General features: G+C 71.2%; 15 protein-coding genes. 4 read left to right on the top strand and 11 right to left on the bottom strand.

Features of this window, described 5'->3' with window-relative positions; translation table 11 throughout:
* Positions 1-28 precede the first annotated feature (28 nt).
* Positions 29-2,335, top strand: a complete 2,307-nt coding sequence (locus tag ACFV9Q_RS08685; RefSeq protein WP_377234063.1) for a hypothetical protein — start codon at positions 29-31, stop codon at positions 2,333-2,335.
* Between the two features lie 49 nt (positions 2,336-2,384).
* Positions 2,385-4,694, top strand: coding sequence for a hypothetical protein (locus tag ACFV9Q_RS08680; RefSeq protein ID WP_377234062.1), 2,310 nt, complete (start codon positions 2,385-2,387; stop codon positions 4,692-4,694).
* Positions 4,695-4,710: 16 nt separating this feature from the next.
* Here ACFV9Q_RS08680 and ACFV9Q_RS08675 read toward each other — a convergent pair whose 3' ends face one another.
* Genes ACFV9Q_RS08675 through glp form a run of 4 tightly spaced genes read right to left on the bottom strand, consistent with a single transcriptional unit; the run spans position 4,711 to position 7,484 of the window.
* Entirely contained in the window at positions 4,711-5,259 is a 549-nt protein-coding gene (locus ACFV9Q_RS08675; RefSeq protein WP_377234061.1) for a methylated-DNA--[protein]-cysteine S-methyltransferase, read from the bottom strand.
* 52 nt (positions 5,260-5,311) lie between these two features.
* Positions 5,312-5,560: a DUF6457 domain-containing protein gene (locus tag ACFV9Q_RS08670; RefSeq protein WP_377234060.1), complete on the bottom strand. Its 249-nt coding sequence runs from the start codon at positions 5,558-5,560 to the stop codon at positions 5,312-5,314.
* Positions 5,557-6,183: a molybdenum cofactor guanylyltransferase gene (locus ACFV9Q_RS08665; protein ID WP_377234059.1), complete on the bottom strand. Its 627-nt coding sequence runs from the start codon at positions 6,181-6,183 to the stop codon at positions 5,557-5,559. Before ACFV9Q_RS08665 ends, ACFV9Q_RS08670 begins: the two co-directional genes overlap by 4 nt.
* Entirely contained in the window at positions 6,180-7,484 is a 1,305-nt protein-coding gene (gene glp, locus ACFV9Q_RS08660; RefSeq protein WP_377234058.1) for a gephyrin-like molybdotransferase Glp, read from the bottom strand. The genes ACFV9Q_RS08665 and glp overlap by 4 nt, the downstream gene beginning before the upstream one ends.
* Positions 7,485-7,574: 90 nt before the next feature.
* On the opposite strand from glp, the gene ACFV9Q_RS08655 reads away from it, so the two are divergent.
* The gene (locus ACFV9Q_RS08655; RefSeq protein WP_377234057.1) at positions 7,575-7,964 is read left to right on the top strand and encodes a VOC family protein; all 390 of its coding nucleotides are present in this window, start codon (positions 7,575-7,577) and stop codon (positions 7,962-7,964) included.
* Positions 7,965-8,086: 122 nt separating this feature from the next.
* On the opposite strand, the gene ACFV9Q_RS08650 is transcribed toward ACFV9Q_RS08655, so the two are convergent.
* The 7 genes from ACFV9Q_RS08650 to ACFV9Q_RS08620 are packed head-to-tail and all read right to left on the bottom strand — an operon-like array spanning position 8,087 to position 17,493.
* A complete protein-coding gene (locus ACFV9Q_RS08650) occupies positions 8,087-8,686 on the bottom strand; it encodes a Fic/DOC family protein (protein WP_377234056.1) in 600 nt (199 codons plus the stop codon).
* Positions 8,679-9,209, bottom strand: a complete 531-nt coding sequence (locus tag ACFV9Q_RS08645) for a helix-turn-helix domain-containing protein (protein WP_377227193.1) — start codon at positions 9,207-9,209, stop codon at positions 8,679-8,681. The genes ACFV9Q_RS08650 and ACFV9Q_RS08645 overlap by 8 nt, the downstream gene beginning before the upstream one ends.
* A gap of 60 nt (positions 9,210-9,269) precedes the next feature.
* Entirely contained in the window at positions 9,270-10,487 is a 1,218-nt protein-coding gene (locus ACFV9Q_RS08640) for a nitrate/nitrite transporter (protein ID WP_377234055.1), read from the bottom strand.
* A gap of 1 nt (position 10,488) precedes the next feature.
* The gene (narI, locus tag ACFV9Q_RS08635) at positions 10,489-11,244 is read right to left on the bottom strand and encodes a respiratory nitrate reductase subunit gamma (RefSeq protein ID WP_377234171.1); all 756 of its coding nucleotides are present in this window, start codon (positions 11,242-11,244) and stop codon (positions 10,489-10,491) included.
* Positions 11,244-11,975: a nitrate reductase molybdenum cofactor assembly chaperone gene (gene narJ / locus ACFV9Q_RS08630; RefSeq protein WP_377234054.1), complete on the bottom strand. Its 732-nt coding sequence runs from the start codon at positions 11,973-11,975 to the stop codon at positions 11,244-11,246. Before narJ ends, narI begins: the two co-directional genes overlap by 1 nt.
* The gene (gene narH, locus ACFV9Q_RS08625; RefSeq protein WP_377234053.1) at positions 11,972-13,627 is read right to left on the bottom strand and encodes a nitrate reductase subunit beta; all 1,656 of its coding nucleotides are present in this window, start codon (positions 13,625-13,627) and stop codon (positions 11,972-11,974) included. The genes narJ and narH overlap by 4 nt, the downstream gene beginning before the upstream one ends.
* Complete coding sequence (locus tag ACFV9Q_RS08620; protein ID WP_377234052.1) at positions 13,624-17,493, bottom strand: nitrate reductase subunit alpha; 3,870 nt, start codon at positions 17,491-17,493, stop codon at positions 13,624-13,626. Before ACFV9Q_RS08620 ends, narH begins: the two co-directional genes overlap by 4 nt.
* A gap of 257 nt (positions 17,494-17,750) precedes the next feature.
* On the opposite strand from ACFV9Q_RS08620, the gene ACFV9Q_RS08615 reads away from it, so the two are divergent.
* The gene (locus tag ACFV9Q_RS08615; RefSeq protein ID WP_377234051.1) at positions 17,751-19,079 is read left to right on the top strand and encodes an MFS transporter; all 1,329 of its coding nucleotides are present in this window, start codon (positions 17,751-17,753) and stop codon (positions 19,077-19,079) included.
* Positions 19,080-19,081: the final 2 nt, after the last annotated feature.

Genomic DNA, 19,081 nt, shown 5'->3' with positions numbered 1-19,081 from the left:
AGGTAACCCCACGAGCGAGGAGATATCCGTGCGTCATACGGACGAGGGCGCGTCATGTCGCGCGCCGATGCCCGCATTCATCGCAGGAGCGGTGACCGCCGCGCTGATCGCTGCGGCGTTCCCGGCCACGGCGACGGCGCAGGAAGCGCCCCGCACCGAGCCTGCCGGGACCCAGGAGACCGGGAGCACCTACATCGACCATTTTGTGCAGGAGGGAACGCCCGCGCCGGTCGGTGGGCGCTTCATCCAGCTCGATCCGTTCTCCATCGAAGGCCCGTCGTACTCGATGACCAAGGGCGGCTTGTATCCGTTCTCCGATGAGATGAACGTCCCGGGCGGTGTGCTGGACACGGCATTCGTGTCGTCCGGCCAGAAAGCGGCGGTCTACCGGAGTGATGGCTCGATCGAACAGTTCGACGATTCCGCCTACTGGATGCCGGACGTGCCAGCCGAGAGCGGCGTCCTCAGCATGGCGGGCAGCTCGAGCTTCGGGTCCGCCTTCGTCGTGACGGGTGACGGCGAGCTCACGACCAGCTACTGGGAGTGGCAGCAGATCCTTCCAGAGGACCCGCAGGGTCTCGGGTACTCCGCCGTCGCCGCGGGCGACGACCTCTTCTACGCGCTTCGCGGCAACGGCGAGGTCGTCGGATTCGCCAAGCCGGTCGACGAGTCGCGACTCAGGTGTCAGGACCACTGGATCCCGGCCGAGGGCACGCGGTACACGGCGATCAGCGCGGCGGGCGGGAGCTGGATGGCGCTGCGGTCCGACGGCGCCGTCGTGACCTGTGGTTATGCGGAGGGGGCAGATCCCTACGTCGGCGAGGTCCACGCCGCTCCGGCCGGTTCCACGTACGTGGGAGTCGACGCCGGCCGGGTCTACGGACTGGCGACGTCCAGCGCCGGCGCTGTCTCTGCGATCGGTACCGCCGACCTGGTCCCATCGCAGCCGCCGGCCGGGTCCCACGTGGTCGGGCTGTCCGCGGGAGCAAGGACCGGGGCATACATCCTGAGCGACGGCTCCCTCACGACGTGGGGCGAGCCACTACGACTGCCGGACTTTCCCACCGGCACCGATCGGTTCATCGCCATCAGCGAGACCGCAACCGGTGACACGTACGCGATCTGGGCGCACGAGGTCCTCGACCTGGACATCGAGGTGAGGGTCCCCGCCAGCGTGCGGATCGGTCAGCGGGTCGATGCCGAGGTCGAGGTCACGTACGACGGCACGTACCGCCCGGAAGGGCGGCTCTGCCTGGTGGACCTCAGTGAGTCGACCGATGCGCAGTGCACCTTTCCGCTGACTGACGGGACGGCCACCATCCCGATCGAGACCGATGTGAGCATGTCCAGCACGGTGCAGCAGCCGGGCACCAGGGAGTTCGGCTTCGGCTTCATCAATCCGCTCGGACGGTTCACGTACACGACCGCCACCTTCGAGGTGCTCCCGCCCGCTGCCACGCGGCTGATGGCCACGGTGCCGTCGACCTACCGGCCGGGCTCCGCGGTGACGGCCACCTTCGAGCTCGACGTCGAGGACGACACTGTCCCCGCCGGGTCGGTTGTTCTTCGGGCGATCATCGGCGAGGACGACGACGACCTGGGATACACCGACGACGACGTGAACCTTGGTTACGCGCGCATCGAGTCGACCGATCCAGCAGTGATGACGATCGACTCGGATGCCTTGCCGGACGGCCAGTACACGCTGAAGGCGAAGTACGCGCCTGACATGGGTTCGGGCTGGTACGCCCCGACCGCTCCGGCGCAGTGGCGAGGAACGCTGACGGTCGGGTCGAACTTCGTGGCCAGCCGGTCCCCCTCCGTCGCGGGCACCGTCCAGGTTGGCAAGACCCTCACGGCCAATCGCTGGACCTGGACCCCGACGCCCACGACGGTGAAGTACCAGTGGCGTCTCGACGGCAAGTCCGTCTCCGGCGCGACGTCGAAGACCTGGACCGTCCCGGCTTCGGCCAAGGGCAAGAAGGTGTCCGTGGCGATCACGGGGTCGAAGACGGGCTACACGACCAAGTCCCTGGCGAGCCCCGCGACGGCCGCCGTCAAGGCTGGCGCGTTTGTCGCGCCGGCGACGAAGATTACGGGCACGCTCAAGGTCGGTTCCACGATCAAGGCCGTGCGGGGCACGTGGACGCCGCAGCCGTCCACGGTGAAGTACCAGTGGAAGGTCGGCGGCGTCGCGGTCAAGGGCGCGACGAACTACTTCTTCAAGGTGCCCGCCTCCGCCAAGGGCAAGCGGGTCGCCGTCGTGGTCACCGGTTCGAGGACGGGCTACGTGACAAAGACGGTGACCAGCGCGTTGACCAGCGTGGTCCGCTGACGAAGTTCGCGTCATTCTTCAGGTAACACCTCACCAGCGAGGAAACTCTATGCACGCTACGGACAACAGGGCTTCACGCCGTGCGACGACGCAAGCCGTCCTTGCCGGAGCAATGACGGGCGCGCTCATTGCAGGAATGTTCCCGTCCACGGCGACCGCGCAGGACATCTCAGGAAGCGAGGCTGCAGACACCCAGGCAGCGGATAACACCTACATCGACCGCTTCGTCCAAGAGGGCACCCCGGCACCGGTTGGCGGGCGCCTCATCCAGATCGATCCGTTCTCTATCGAAGGCGCGTCGTACTCGATGACGAAGGGCGGCGGGTATCCGTTCTCCGGTGAGATGAGCGTCGAGGACGGTGTGCTGGACACGGCATTCGTATCGTTCTCCCGGAGCGCAGCGGTCTACCGGAGCGATGGCTCGATCGAACAGTTCGACGACGGCGGCAACTGGATGCCGGACGTGCCGGCCGAGAACGGCGTCCTCAGCATGGCAGGTAGCTCGAGCTACGGGTCCGCGTTCGTGGTGACAGGTGACGGCGATCTCACAACCGCCTTCTCGGGGTGGCAGGAGATCCTTCCCGAGGATCCGCAGGATCTCGGCTACTCCGCCGTCGCTGCCGGCGACCATCTGTTCTATGCGCTCCGCGGTAACGGAGAGATCGTCGGTTTCGCCATGCCCGTCGACAGGCCGCGTCTCAGGTGCCTCGACCACTTGGTGCCGGTCGGCGGGACTCGGTACACGGCGATCAGCGCGGCGGGCGGGAGCTGGATGGCACTCCGATCTGATGGTGCTGTCGTGACGTGCGGTTACGCACAAGGCCCGGACCCCTACGTCGGTGAGGTCCATACTGCTCCGAGCGGCTCGACATTCGTAGGCGTCGACGCAGGCAGGGTCTACGGACTGGCCACCTCGACCACAGGCGCGGTCATGTCGTTCGGCTCCACCACCCTGGTTCCGCCGCAGCCGCCGGATGGATCTTCGGTCGTCGGGCTCTCAGCGGGAGCCAGGACGGGCGCTTACATCCTGAGCGACGGCTCTTTGACGACGTGGGGCAAGCCGCTCACCATGCCCGACCTACCTGCGGGAACAGATCGATTCATCGCGATCAGCGAAGACCCGTGGGGTAGCACGTACGCTATCTGGGCACATGAAGTCCTGGATCTGAGCATCAACGTCACCGTTCCGGAGAGCGTGCGGATCGGTCAGCCGGTGAACGCACGGGTCGAGGTTGCTCTCGACGGCGTCTATCGTCCGGACGGAAAACTCTGTCTTGTGGACTACAGCGAACGCACGGACGCACTGTGCGCGTTCGAATTATCGGATGGCGTAGGTACGATCCGGCTCGAGACGGACGAAAGCATCGCGAGCTCGATCCAGGGACCCGGCACTCGCAAGTTCGGCTTCGGTTTCATCAGCCCGATAGGCCGGTTCACCTACACGACAGCGACGTTCGAGGTGCTCCCGCCGGCAGCTACGCAACTCGCGGCAGACGTGCCGGCCAGCTATCCACCGGGTAGTGATGTCACCGCGTCCTTCATCGTGAACGTTGAAGACGAGACGGTTCCCGTCGGCGAAGTCTTGCTGCGAGCAGTCATCGGAGAAGATGACGATGACCTCGGATACACGGGCGACGACGTGAATCTCGGCTATGTGAGTGTGAGATCGACCGATCCGGTCGTGGTGGACATCGACTCGAACGCCTTGCCGGACGGGCAGTACGCCATCAAGGCGAAGTACATCCCCGAGAGCCGATTCTATGGTTGGTATGCCCCGACCGCTCCGGCGCAGTGGCGAGGGACGCTGACCGTCGGGTCGAACTTCGTGGCCTCCCGGTCCCCCTCCGTCGCCGGCACCGTCCAGGTCGGCAAGACCCTCACTGCCAACCGGTGGACCTGGACTCCGACGCCCACGACGGTGAAGTACCAGTGGCGTCTGGACGGCAAGTCCGTCTCCGGCGCGACCTCGAAGACCTGGACTGTCCCGGCGTCGGCCAAGGGCAAGAAGGTGTCGGTCGCGATCACCGGCTCGAAGACGGGCTACACGACCAAGACCCTCGCGAGCCCGTCGACGGCCGCCGTGAAGGCCGGCGTGTTTGTCGCGCCGGCCACCAAGATCACGGGCACGGTCAAGGTCGGCTCGACGCTCAAGGCCGTGCGCGGTACCTGGACCCCGCAGCCGTCGACGGTGAAGTACCAGTGGAAGGTGGGCGGCGTCGCGGTCAAGGGCGCGACGAACTACTTCTTCAAGGTGCCGGCCTCCGCCAAGGGCAAGCGGGTCGCCGTCGTGGTCACGGGTTCACGGACGGGCTACACGACGAAGACCGTCACCAGCGCACTGACCAGCGCCGTCCGCTGAGCGGACCTGGGGCAGCTCACAGATCGAAGAGCGTGGGCTGCTCCAGGTAGACGCCCTCCTTCTCCAGCATGCGCAGCTTGGTGCGCGGGCCGCCGCGGGCCGAGAACCCGCCGATGCGGCGGCCCGCGGCCAGCACGCGGTGGCACGGCACGATGGGCGGGAACGGGTTGCGGCCCATCGCCTGGCCCACGGCCTGGGCGGCGCCCGGCGCGCCGAGCTCCGTCGCCACCTCGCCGTACGTGCGGGTCTCGCCCGGCGGGATGGCCCGCACGATCTCGTACACCCGCCGGTCGAAGTCGGGCACGGCGCTCATGTTCAGGGGCACCTCCGCGAGGTCGCCGACGCCGTCGTCGAGCAGGTGCTTCAGCGCCACGACGGCAGCCGCGACCGGGGCGGGCGAGGCCTCGACGGCGCCCGGGTACCAGCCGCGCACCGCGCCTCGCACCTGGTCGGCGCTGCCGTGGGGCAGTGTCGAGCCGACGATCTCCGCGTCCTCGTTCCAGACGAGCGCGCACTCGCCGATCGCGGTCGGGACCACCGCGAACTCGAGCCTGTTCCGGTCCATGCCGTCAACGATAGGCGGCACCACTGACACCGCCCGCAGCCGGACATGGAGATCAGTCGGTGACCCAGCGGGCCGCCAGGTCGGTCGCCTTCTGCGTGGGGTCCTGCTCGGCGACGAGCGCGCCGGCCGCGGCCAGTCCGTCCGCGTAGCCGACGGCGTACGTGGTCAGCGGGGCCGCCGGGCGCTCGACGGCGTGCGCGGCGTCCCGGGCGAGGTCCAGGACCTTCTTCATGTCGATGGTCCCGGTGGGGAGGCCGAGCTCCGACTCCAGGTCGGAGATCCACTGCTTGAGGTCTGTCATCTCACGTCTTTCCGGTAGCGGGCCACGTCGGCGGGGGTGTCGATGTCGTCGCTCCAGCCTGCCGGGTCCGGCACCTCGGTGCACCGGAGCGCGCCGACCAGCCGCTTCATCGGCGCCCCGTCCGTCTCGATCCCGTCCAGCGCGCCGTCGAGCGCCGCGCGGCGGTACAGGCCGACCAGCCACTGGGCCCGGCCCCCGCGCGTCAGGTAGGCGCCGTCCGCCGGTTCACGTGAAACAGCCTCTTCGAGGTGCGCGATCGCCCGCGCGGCGCGCGGCACGTCCACGGCGAGGAGCAGTACCCACGGCGCTCCCGGGTCCGGCAGGGCGCGCAGACCGGCGGCGAGGCCGGCCACGGGTCCGCCGAACGGCGGATCCTCCCTGGTCAGGAGGGGTGTGGGCCCGGCATAGCCCGACGCCGGGTCGCGGGCCGGCAGTGTGCGCGCCAGCTCCGGCGGTCCCACGACCACGACGCGGCGAGCCCGCGCGCTCGCCGCGAGCGCGCGGTCGAGCAGCCGCGTCCCGCCCACGACGAGGCCCGCCTTGGAGGTGCCGTCCAGCCGGGAGGCCCGGCCGCCGGCCAGCACGACGGCGTCGTACCCGACCCGGGGAGCGGGCCGGGTCATCGCAGCATCAGCACCTGGACGACGTCGCCGGCCCGCACCTTCTCGACGTCCGCCGGCACGAGGGCAAGGCCGTCCGCCGCGGCCAGTGCGGACAGGGAGTGGTGCGACCCGGCGGGCTCGACCCCGCCGTCGACCCACCGGACGGGCAGCGCCTGGAGCCGGCCCGCGGGGCTGGACCACGCCGTGGCGGCGCGGAGGGAACGGTATGCCTGGCCGAGGGGGTAACGGAGGGGTAGCAGTGCTCGCTCAGCGTTACGTCCCTGGCTGGGTAAGCCTTCCGCCGCGCCCCCGAGGCCCCGGAGCCGGTCGATCGCAGGCCGCGCGAACAGCTCGAACGACGCGTACGCGCCCACCGGGTTGCCGGGCAGGGCCAGCCACGGGACGCCGCCCCAGCGCGCCAGCGCCTGCGGCTTGCCGGGCGACATCGCGACGCTCGCGACGTCGGCGTCCGTCACGCGGTCCGTCGCCGGGCCCGACGCCGCCAGCACCTCGCGCACCACGTCCGCCGCACCGGCCGAGACACCGCCCGCGGTCACGATCAGGTCGGCGCCACCGCTGCGCGCCGCGTCGAGCGCGGCGCGCAGGGCCGCGGGATCGTCGGTCACCGGCCCCAGCCGGACGACGTCGGCGCCTGCCGCCCGGGCCGCCGCGGCCAGCATCGGCCCGTTGGAATCCGTGATCTGACCAGGTCCGAGCGCCTCGCCGACCGGCACCAGCTCCGAACCCGTGGAGATGACGGCGACCAGCGGCCGCCGTAGGACGGCGACGCGGACCGTGCCGGACGCGGCCAGCGCGCCGACCAGCGGTGCCGTCAGCTCCGCACCCGCGCGCGCCAGCAGCTCTCCCCGCCGGACGTCCTCGCCGGCGCCCCGGACGTGCGCCCGCGGACGGCGGGCGAGCACGACGGAGTCCTCCGACCGGGTCGCACCCGCGACGAACCGCCCGGTCGACGTGTGCTCCACGGGCACGACGGCGTCCGCGCCCGGCGGCAGCGGCGCGCCCGTCATGATGCGCACGGCCTGGCCCGGCCCCACTCCGACGGGAGCGCCCGGGCCGGCGGCGACGTCCCCGATGACCCGGAGGGTCACCGACGAGCCGTCGGAGGGCAGGTCCGCCAGGCGCACGGCGTACCCGTCCATCGCGGCGCTGTCGAAGGGCGGCACGGACGCGGATGCGTACAGGTCCTCGGCCACCACCTCGCCCAGCGCCTCGGTCAGGTCCCGGTGCCCGGCAGGCAGGGGCGCGACCAGGGCGAGCACCCGCTCCAGATGCTCGGTGACGCCCCGTACCTGCGGCTCCATGGTCCGACCCTAGGACAGTGGCGCGCCGCACGGGTTTCCCCGGACGCACAACATGCCGGCGGCCGCTGTGAGCGTGCCATGATCGCGGGTATGCGCCTCCACCACATCCAGGTCGCCTGCCCGGCGGGCGGCGAGGACGCCGTCCGACGTTTCTACGGTGACGGCCTCGGCCTGACCGAGGTCCCGAAGCCTCCGGCGTTGGCTGTCCGGGGCGGCTGCTGGTTCCGCGACTACGACGAGGACGGGCGCACGGTCGCCGAGATCCACGTCGGGGTCGAGGAACCGTTCACCCCGGCGCGCAAGGCGCACCCCGCCCTCGTGGTCGACGACGTGGCACAGCTCGAGTCGCTCGGCGCGCGCCTCGCGGAGCTCGGCCACGAGGTCAGGTGGGCCGACCGCCACACCTTCGACGGCTACGAGCGCTTCCATACCTTCGACGGCGCCGGCAACCGCGTCGAGATCCTGACGCCGGCGTCCTGACCCTGCGCGGGGCCCCGGAACAGGAGCCCTCGGCGACGTCGCCCGTCACCTGGAGCGTCACCGGGGCGCGGACGGGTTATCTGTGCCTCGCAACGCGGCACGAATACCTGTGAGCCCGGAAGTCAATCGGCGTAGTTCGTGATGCGATCGAACAGCTTGCGCAGGGGATCGAGGTCGCGGTTCTCACCGGCCGCGCGACAGGCGGAGTCGTTCTCCTCGCCTTGGACGGCGCGCCAGTCGAGGTCGTACCCCGCGGCACTCACCACCCTGCTCCAGAAAAGACGCTGCGTACGCCCGTTTCCCTCGCGGAACGGGTGCAGATAGTTGAACTGGTCGTAATGGAAGGCAAGCCGCTCGACCAGCCGCTCACGCGGCATGCCACAGAGGAATCCGTCCTCCCGGAGTGCCTCCGCCGCATGGCCGGCAGACCGCTCGATCATTCCCACCGGCACGAAGAACTCCGCGCCGGCGACGTTCTTGCGGATATCGACCGTGCGGATCCGTCCGGACCAGTCGTAGACGTCCTGGAACAGATGACGATGGATGGCACAGAGCTCGGCGAGATCGCTGGTGGCATTGATTCCGCGCGTGTGTATCTGTGTCGCGCGGGCCCAGGTGAGGTCAGCTTCGGCGTCGTTCAACGCGTCCTGGGAAGAGATGCCCAGAAGATTGCGGAGGACGCCGGAGTCGGGGTCGATGTAGGGATCGCGAAACTCACTCAAGGCCGTACCGCGCCCGCGTGATCCTGACGAGCTCGTCCTCGTCGATCTTGCCGCTCACGTAGGCCACGGCATCGGCGCGCGCCGCGTCCGTGACCCGAAGACCTTCCATCTCGTTGCTGTGCATCGCCTCCTCGACGATCCGCTGCCGCTCGGCGCGGCGCAGGGTCCGGTAGGCGATCACGTCGACCATCGCGACGCGGCGATAGGTGTTGACCTTGGTGAACGGGATCTGCCCGGTCTCCAGCAGCTTGACCAGCGTCGGCCGCGAGACACCGAGGATGTCGGCGGCCTCCTGGGTGGTGAGCATGCGCGCGCGGTCGACGATCGTGACAGAACTGCCTGTTCGCAGCGACTTCGTTGCGCTGTCGAGGAGGCGCCGAAGCTGGTCGGGCAGGTCCACGGCGACGCCGCTTTCCGTCTGGAGCGTCACGTGACCGGGGCGCGCGAGAAGGTCACCGATCTGCTCCAGGACATCCAGGCTCTCCACGGTCGGCAGGACCGTGTTCTCGTCGATCGTCGACATGACAACCACGGTAAGTCGAAAAAGTCGAAAGAGCCAGGCGGATCGCTCTCAGACCAGGGTTCAGGCCCGCGCCCCCCGGCGCACCGGCCCCAGCGTGAACAGCAGCGTCGCCAGGCCCGTCGCCGCGAGCAGCGCGAACCCGACGCCGTAGTCGCCGTTGAGCTGGTAGACCGCGCCCATGATCAGGGGCGGCACGAATCCGCCGAGCCCGCCGGCCGCGCCGACGATGCCGGTCACCGCGCCGACCTTGTCGGCGGGTGCGACCTTGGCGACCAGGGCGAACGTGGCGCCCGAGGACGCCCCGAGGGCTGCGGCGAGGCCGAGGAACGCGATGGTGCCCACCGGGACGAGTCCCGGCTTGAACGCAACGACGGCGGCCAGCACCGTCACCGCGGCGAAGCACCAGACCGACACGTTCACGGGTCCGAGCCGGTCGGACAGCATCCCGCCGACCGGCCGCATCACCACGGCGAGCACCACGAACCCGGCGGTGCGGGTCGCGGCGTCGGTGGCGGTGAGGTCGTAGGCGTTGGCGAGGAACGTCGGCAGGTACACGCTGAACGCGACGAACCCGCCGAACCCGATCGCGTACAGCCAGGCGAGCTCCAGCGTCGCGGGCAGCTTGAGCAGGGACCAGGTGCGCGCCAGCATGCCGCCCGTGGCGCCGGCGGTGCGTCCCGGGGCGTCGCGCAGCAGGAACCACGAGGCGATCGCGAAGACTGCCAGGATGGCCGCGACCAGCACGAACGGCGCCCAGCGCCCGTAGGCGTCGGCCAGCGGCACGGTGGTGAACGACGAGACCGCCGTACCGCCCATCCCGACGCCGAAGATCCCCAGTGCGGTGCCCCGCCGCTCGGGCGCGAACCACGCGTTGACGAACGGGACGCCGATCGCGAAGGTCGTGCCGCCGAGCCCCAGCAGGAACCCGCCGACGATCAGCGCGGCGTACGAGTCGGCGACCAGCCCGACGAACAGCACCGGGACGATCGTCAGCGCGCTCACGAGCGGGAACATCGTCCGCGCCCCGAACCGGTCGGTCAGGGCGCCCACGGGGATGCGGCCCACGGACCCGACGAGCACCGGGACGGCCACGAGCACCGACTGCTGTATCTCCGACAGGGCGTACTCGACCCCGTACGCCTTGCCGAGCGGGCTGATCAGCGCCCACGCCCAGAAGTTGACCGCGAAGCCCACGGTGGCCAGCGCGAGCTGCACGTTCGCCGACGTCCCGCTCGTCTCGGCCCGGCGGCTCGCCCGGGTAGGTGGTGCCTGCGCCATGTCAGCTCCTCGCGCGGGGTCCGGTGGGCGGCTCCCAGCCGGGACGGGGGCGGTGCGTGCCGGACCCGCCGGGGGCGGCGCTCGTGCGGCCGGCGTCGCGCGACCGGTACACGACGTACGGCCGGAACAGGTACGGCACCGGGGCGGAGAACGCGTGCACCAGGCGCGTGAACGGCCACAGCGCGAACAGCAGGAACGCGGCCACGATGTGCACCTGGAAGGCGACGGGAACGCCGCCCATCAGCTCCGGCTGCGGCTGGAGGTACCAGAGCGAGCGGAACCAGGGCGAGATGGTCTGCCGGTAGTCGTAGCCGTGCTCGGCCACGAGCTGCGTGGTCGCGGTCGCCCACGCCCCGGACAGCACCGACAGCGCGAGCATCGCGTACATGACCTTGTCCATCACGGTCGTCGCGAGGAACACCGCGCTGGTGGCCCGCCGCCGGTAGATCAGGATGAGCAGCCCCAGCACGAGCACGGCGGACGCCGCCGACCCCGCCAGCGCCGCGACCAGGTGGTAGACGTCCTCCGGGATGCCGACCGCCTCGGTCCACGACGCCGGGATCACGAGCCCCGCGACGTGCCCGAGGATCACCACGAGCAGGCCGAGGTGGAACAGCGGGGACCCGATGCGCAGCAGGCGCTTCTCGTACAGCTCGGACGACCGGGTGGTCCAGCCGAACCGGTCGTACCGGTAGCGCCACACCGACCCGACGACCAGCACGGCGAAGGTCACGTACGGCAGCACCACCCAGAGCATCACGTCCACGGCGGGGCACCCCCGTCGTCGTCGGCCCCGAAGCCCGGGAGGCCGGACAGGCCGACCAGCTCCGCGGGCGGGCCCTCCGCGACGAGCGACGCCACGCGTTCCAGCGTCCGCGCGTCGACGGGCGGGAGCGTGAGGCAGACCGCCTCGACCGCCGCGACCCACGGCGAGCCCTCGGCGGCGAGCGCCTGCCGGAGCACCTCGATGCCGTCGCGGTGGGCGGCCAGGAGCGCCCCGACGATGCGGGCGCCGTCGCCGTCGGCCCGGGCGGAGAGCTCCAGGACGCTGCCGAGGTGGTCGGGCAGCTCGCCCCGGGTGACCTTCCAGCCGACGGCGCGGTACGCCTCGGCGAACCGGAGCAGGGCGGCGCCGCGCCGCCGCGTGTCGCCGGCGGTGTAGTAGGAGAGGTAGAGCGTGCAGCGGCGCTTGAGGTCGAAGGTGGCGACGTAGGCGGTCTGGAGCGCGGCGAGGTCGCCGTCGGCCACGGCGGTGGCCAGGCCGGTCAGCCGTTCGGCCACGGGCGGCGGCAGGTGCCCGACGGCGGCGCGCACCTCGTGCGCGGCCCGCACCGCGTGCTCGTCGGGGTAGGCGAGCAGGAGGGAGGCGGCCATGTGGGCGAGCCGGCGGTCGCCGTCGGACAGGGGGACCGGGGCGAGGGGCTCGCCGGCCGTGGCGGAGCGGGCTCCGCGGCGCAGCATGGGGCGGGGCAGGAACGAGAGGCTCACGACGCCTTCCCTTCGTCGCCGGGCGGGAAGAGGCCGTCCGGCCGGCCGTTGCCGTCCCAGTTCAGGAGGTTGACCCGGCCGGGGGTGGACGGGCCGTTCGGCGAGTCCGCGGTCTGCCGGGAGGAGAGCGCGTGGAAGTTCTCCACGGCGACCGGGACGGGCGGGCCCGACGACTCCCCGAGGGGTCCGGCGCCGCCCATGCCCGGGCCGCCCTCGTAGTCCAGCGAGCAGGCGATCTCCTCCAGGTCGCGGGCCTGCTCGGCGTGTGCCGTCGGGATCACGTACCGGTCCTGGTATTTCGCGATCGCCAGCAGCCGGTACATCTCCTCGACCTGCGCGCCGGTCATGCCGACGGCGCTCGCCGTCTCCTCGGCCGGGGTGTTGCCCAGGTTCACGTCGCGCATGTAGGAGCGCATGGCGGCGAGCCGGCGCAGCACCCGTTCGACGGGCCGCGTGTCGCCCGCGGTGAACAGGCCCGCGAGGTACTCCAACGGGATGCGCAGCTTCGAGATGGCCGCGAAGAGGGTGCGCGGGTCCTCGCCGTCGTTCCCGGAGCTCGCGACGACGTCGACCACCGGCGACAGCGGCGGGATGTACCAGACCATGGGCAGCGTCCGGTACTCGGGGTGCAGCGGGAGCGCCACCTCGTAGTCGTTGATGAGCCTCCAGATCGGGGACGCCTGCGCGGCCTCGATCCAGTCCTCGGGGATGCCCTCGCGGCGGGCGGCGGCGACCACCTCGGGGTCGTCCGGGTCCAGGAAGACGGACCGCTGGGCCGCCAGGAGCTCGTGCTCGTCCTCGACGGACGCGGCCTCGGTGACCCGGTCGGCGTCGTACAGCACGAGGCCCAGGTAGCGCAGGCGGCCCACGCACGTCTCCGAGCAGACCGTGGGCAGGCCCACCTCGATGCGCGGGTAGCAGAGCGTGCACTTCTCGGCCTTGCCCGTCTTGTGGTTGAAGTAGACCTTCTTGTACGGGCAGCCGGTGACGCACTGCCGCCAGCCGCGGCAGGCCTCCTGGTCCACGAGCACGATGCCGTCCTCGGCCCGCTTGTACATGGCGCCCGACGGGCAGGACGCGACGCACGCGGGGTTGAGGCAGTGCTCGCAGATGCGCGGCAGGTAGAACATGAACGTCTGCTCGAGCTCCTCGGCGACGTGCTCGCTCATGTGCTTGAGCACCGGGTCGTCCTGCATCGTCGCGGTGGAGCCGGCGAGGTCGTCGTCCCAGTTGGCCGACCACTCGATCTTCATGTCCTTGCCCGTGAGCAGGGACTTCGGCCGCGCCACGGGGGTGTGCGCGCCCTGCGGGGCGGACAGCAGCATGTCGTACTCGTAGGTCCAGGGCTCGTAGTAGTCCTGGATGGACGGCATCTTGGGGCTGGCGAAGATGGTCGCGAGCTTCTTCAGCCGGCCGCCCGCCCGGAGCTTCAGCCGGCCCCGCTTGGTCCGGACCCAGCCGCCCTGCCACTCGTCCTGGTCCTGGTAGGTGCGCGGGTAGCCCAGCCCGGGCCGGGTCTCCACGTTGTTGAACCAGACGTACTCCATGCCGGACCGGTTGGTCCACGCCTGCTTGCAGGTCACCGAGCACGTGTGGCACCCGATGCACTTGTCGAGGTTCATCACCATCGACATCTGGGCCATGACCTTCATCGGTAGCGCACCTCCTGGCTGCGACGGCGGACCACGGTCACCTCGTCACGCTGGTTGCCCGTGGGCCCCAGGTAGTTGAAGGCGTAGGAGAACTGGGCGTACCCGCCGGCCAGGTGCGAGGGCTTGAGCAGGATCCGCGTCAGCGAGTTGTGGATGCCGCCGCGCAGGCCCGACGCCTCAGCGATCGGCACGTCGACGGTGCGGTCGGTGGCGTGGTGCATGTAGACGGTGCCCTCCGGCATGCGGTGGCTCACCACGGCCCGCGCGACCACCACGCCGTTGCGGTTCACGGCCTCGACCCACTCGTTGTCCGCGACGCCGATCCGCTCGGCGTCGCGCGGCGACATCCAGATGTTCGGCCCGCCGCGCGAGAGCGACAGCATGAACAGGTTGTCCTGGTACTCGGAGTGGATGGACCACTTCGAGTGCGGCGTGAGGTAGCGGACGACGACCTCGGCCTCGCCCGCGCCGTCCTGCGCCGTGCCGCCGTCCCGCCCCGCGCCGCCTCGCCCCGCGCCGCCTCGCGGCCCCGAGAGCGCCGGGGAGTCCGGGAACAGCCGGTGCATGTCCAGCGGCGGCCGGAACACCGGGAGCTGCTCGCCCAGCTCCACGAGCCAGTCGTGGTCCAGGTAGAAGTGCTGTCGGCCGGTCAGGGTGTGCCAGGGCTTGAGCCGCTCGACGTTCACCACGAACGCGCTGTACCGGCGTCCGCCGTGCTCGCTGCCCGACCACTCGGGCGACGTGATCACGGGGGTCGGCCGGGCCTGCACGTCGGCGAAGGTGATCCGCCGGCCCTCGTCCTCGCGGGCGAGGTCGGCCAGCGGGCGACCGGTGCGGCGCTCCACGCGCTCGAAGCCCTGGACCGCCAGGCGGCCGTTCGTCGTGCCGCTCAGCGCCAGGATGGCCTCGCAGGCGTGCGTGTCGCGGTCCAGCCGCGGACGTCCGGCCACGGGCCCGTCGGGGACCAGCCCGTTGACCTCGCCGAGCCGCCGCACCTCGGCGTCCGGCGAGAACGACACGCCCTTGGTGACCATGCCGACGCCGTCCGTCAGCGGACCCAGCGCCGCCATCCGGGCCGCGAAGGCCGGGTAGTCCCGCTCGACCTCGACGATCTTGGGCATGTTCACGCCCGGCACCAGGTGGCGCTCGCGGAACGGCACGTCGGCGTCGGTCACCGCGCCGTGCGCCACCGCCATCTCGTCGGGGGTGTCGTGCGCCAGGGGCGAGGCGACGACGTCCTGCCGCACGCCCAGGTGGTGCACCGCCATCGCCGAGACCTTGCGTGCGATCGCGTGGAACGCGGCGAAGTCGGTCTTGGTCTGCCAGGGCGGGTCGATGGCGGGGCTGAAGGCGTGCACGAACGGGTGCATGTCCGTGGAGGACAGGTCGTGCTTCTCGTACCAGGTCGCGGCGGGCAGCACGACGTCGGAGAACAGCGTGGTGCTCGTCATCCGGAAGTCCAGCGTGACCAGCAGGTCGAGCTTGCCGCGCGGGGCCTCGTCCCGCCAGGTCATGGTGGCCGGACGGCGGTCCGGCGCGGACTCCTCCGCGAACACCGCCGAGTCGGTGCCCAGCAGGTGCTTGAGGAAGTACTCGTTGCCCTTGCCGCTCGACCCCAGGATGTTGGCCCGCCACACGGTCAGCACGCGCGGGAAGTTGGCCGGGTCGTCCGGGTCCTCGACGGCGAACCGCAACCGCCCCGCCTTCAGCTCGTCCACCACGTGCTCGGCCACGGGCCGGCCCGCGACGCGGGCCTCGTCGGCCAGGTCCAGCGGGTTGCGGTCGAACGTGGGGTAGCTCGGCATCCAGCCGCGCTGCGCGGAGTCCACGAGCGTGTCCGCCGTCGTCCGCCCCGCGAACGTGCCCGGGGCGAGCGGCGAGGCCAGGGTGTCGGCGGGCAGGCCGTCGTACCGCCACTGGTCGGTCGCGAGGTACCAGAAGGCCGTGCCGATCATCTGGCGCGGCGGACGCACCCAGTCGAGCCCGCCCGCGTACTGGGCCCAGCCCGTCACGGGGCGGCACTTCTCCTGGCCCACGTAGTGCGCCCAGCCGCCGCCGTTCACGCCCTGGCAGCCGGTCATCGTGGTCAGCGCGAGGAAGGCCCGGTAGATCGTGTCCGAGTGGAACCAGTGGTTGGTGCCGGCACCCATGATGATCATCGACCGGCCGTCCGAGTCGACGGCGTTCTGCGCGAACTCCCGCCCGATCCGCGCCGCCGCGGCCGCCGGGACGCCCGTGATCTCCTCCTGCCACGCCGGGGTGCCGGGGGCGGGGTCGTCGTAGTCCGCGGGCCAGTCGCCCGGGAGCCCCGGACGGCCCACGCCGTACTGGGCGAGCATCAGGTCGAACACCGTGGTCACCAGGTGCCCGCCGACGCGGCGCGCCGGCACGCCGCGCACGACGACGCCCTTGCCGCCGGTGTGGGCGTCGTCGTCCGGCCCGGGCACGACGTCGAACCGGGGGAGCGCGACGGCGACCGGCTCGGCCGGGCCGTCGGTCCCGGTGCCCGGCGCCGGGTTGGCGGGGGCGCCGCCCGGGACACCGCCCGCCGGGAGGTCCGCGATGCTGAGGGCCGGGTCGACGTCGCCCAGGTCCAGGTTCCAGCGCCCCTCGTCGGCCTCGCCGTACCGGTGGCCGAGGGTGCCGTTCGGCACGACGGGCCGCCCGTCGGCGTCCAGCAGCACGGGCTTGAAGTGCGAGTTCGCCTCGGTAGAGACGCCGGGCAGGACGTCGTCCGACAGGTCGGCCGCCGTCAGGAACTTGCCCGGGACGTACGCGGTCTCGGCGTCGCCCGCTGCGTGCTGCCCCGCGCCGGACGACGGCACGGGGTTCAGCCGCACCAGGAACGGCGAGTCGCTGTACTGCTTGAGGTACGCCGCGAAGCGCTCCGTGCGCCGGTCGACGAGGTACTCGCGCAGGATCACGTGGCCCATCGCCAGGGCGAGCGCGCCGTCCGTGCCCGGGTGCGGGGCGAGCCACGCGTCGGCGAACTTCGTGTTGTCCGCGTAGTCGGGGGAGACTGCCACGACCTTCTGGCCCCGGTACCGGGCCTCGGTCATGAAGTGCGCGTCCGGCGTGCGCGTCACGGGGATGTTCGAGCCCCACATGATCAGGTAGGCGGCGTTCCACCAGTCCGCCGACTCCGGCACATCGGTCTGGTCGCCGAACACCTGCGGGGAGGCCACGGGCAGGTCCGCGTACCAGTCGTAGAAGCTGAGCATCGTGCCGCCGAGCATCTGCACGAACCGGGCGCCCACCCCGTGGGAGACCATCGACATCGCGGGGATCGGCGAGAACCCGGCGATGCGGTCCGGCCCGTGCGTCTTGATGGTGTGCACGTGGGCCGCCGCGACGATCTCCGCCGCCTCCTCCCACGTGGCCCGGACCAGCCCGCCCTTGCCCCGCGCCTGCTTGTAGGCCGCGGCCGTCGCGGGGTCACCCGTGACCTCGGCCCAGGCGCGGACCGGGTCCTCGGTGCGGGCCCGCGCCGCGCGGTAGGCCTCCAGCAGCACGCCCCGCACGTACGGGTAGCGCACGCGCGTGGGCGAGTAGGTGTACCAGGAGAACGCGGCGCCGCGCGGGCAGCCCCGCGGCTCGTACTCGGGGGAGTCCGGGCCGACCGACGGGTAGTCGGTCTGCTGGGTCTCCCACGTGATGATGCCGTCCTTGACGTACACCTTCCACGAGCACGACCCCGTGCAGTTCACGCCGTGCGTCGAGCGGACCACCTTGTCGTGCGACCACCGGTCCCGGTAGAACGAGTCGCCGCCCCGGCCGCCCTCCAGATAGAGCCTGCGCAGGTCCTCGGACACCTCGCCGCGGCGGAGGTGTCGACCCAGCCTGACGAGTGTGTCCTCGGTGGCCATATTTTTCAGTTTCACCTGGGGCAAGGGAATGCGCGACCGGGCCGGGTCCCGGATGCCGCGGGCAACCCCTCACACCCCGGGCCGGCGACCTGTGCGTTCTTCCTTACTGTCGATTAACTGCTCTTGGACGGGCGATGAAACACCGCCTCCCTAGTTTCATAGCCGTCGGTCCGACGTCGGGCCGGCCCCGGAACCGGCACCTGTCGGTCCGGGCGCGCCCGGCGTCGTCGGGCATACGCCCATGCAGGGAGGACGACGTGTCCACTCCGACCACACGCGACCAGGCACCCACGCCGAGCGAGTCCGCCGTCCAGCGCCGCACCGGACGCTGGATCGAGCACTGGGACCCCGAGGACAAGACGCTCTGGGAGGACGGCGGACGCCGCACCGCCCGGCGCAACCTCGTCCTGTCGATCTTCGCCGAGTTCCTCGGGTTCGGGATCTGGGCCGTCTGGTCGATCGTCGTGCCCCAGCTCCCCGCCGCGGGCTTCGACCTCACCGTCGACCAGATGTTCTGGCTCATCTCGGTCCCCAGCCTCGTCGGCGCCACCCTCCGCATCCCCTACACCTTCGCCGTCCCGGTGTTCGGCGGCCGCAACTGGACCATCGTCTCCGCGCTGCTCCTGCTGCTGCCCACGACCGCGCTCATCCTCACGGTCGGTGACCCGACCACACCGTTCCCCGTGCTGCTCGGCGCCGCGGCGCTCGCGGGCCTGGGCGGCGGCAACTTCGCGTCGTCGATGGCGAACATCTCGTTCTTCTTCCCCGAGAAGGAGAAGGGCGCCGCGCTCGGCTGGAACGCCGCCGGCGGCAACATCGGCACGGCGGCCGTGCAGCTCGCGGTGCCGCTCGTCATCGTCGCCGGGGCGGGCGTGGCGCTCGACCGGGCCGGGCTGATCTTCATCCCGTTCATCCTGCTGGCCGCGTTCCTCGCCTGGCGCTGGATGGACAACCTGTCCTCGGCCAAGGCGGACCCGCGCTCGTTCGCCGTGGCGGTGCACCACAAGCACACGTGGGTCATCAGCTTCATCTACATCGGCACGTTCGGGTCGTTCATCGGCTACGCCGGCGCCTTCCCGACGCTCCTGGCCGCGCAGTTCCCGGAGGTCGCCATCCCGCTCGCCTTCCTGGGGGCGCTCGTGGGGTCGGTCGCCCGCCCGCTCGGCGGCATCCTCGCCGACCGCGTCGGCGGAGCGGTCGTGACCATCGGCGCCTTCGCGGTGATGGCGCTCGGGGCCGTGGGCGCGATCCTGGCCCTCGGGTCGGGGAGCTTCCCGCTCTTCTTCGGCTCGTTCCTCGGCCTGTTCGTCGCCACCGGAGTGGGCAACGGCTCCGTCTACCGGATGATCCCCGCGGTGTTCCGGGCGAGCGGCGGGACGGCGAAGGCCGCGGCCGGCTGCATCGGCATCGCCGGGGCGATCGGCGCGTTCGGCGGATTCCTCATCCCGCGCGGGTTCGCCCTGTCCACCACGCTGGCCGGGTCGATCGTGCCCGCGCTGGGGCTGTTCATCGGCGTGTACGTCGTGATGGCCACGGTCTGCTGGCTGGTCTACGGGCGCGGCGCCATGGCCGCGGCACGGGTCTGACC

The sequence above is a fragment of the Promicromonospora sp. NPDC059942 genome (assembly GCF_042731755.1).
In the GTDB taxonomy this organism is placed as follows: Bacteria; Actinomycetota; Actinomycetes; order Actinomycetales; family Cellulomonadaceae; genus Promicromonospora.
This window is presented reverse-complemented; position numbering and strand designations above follow the sequence as displayed.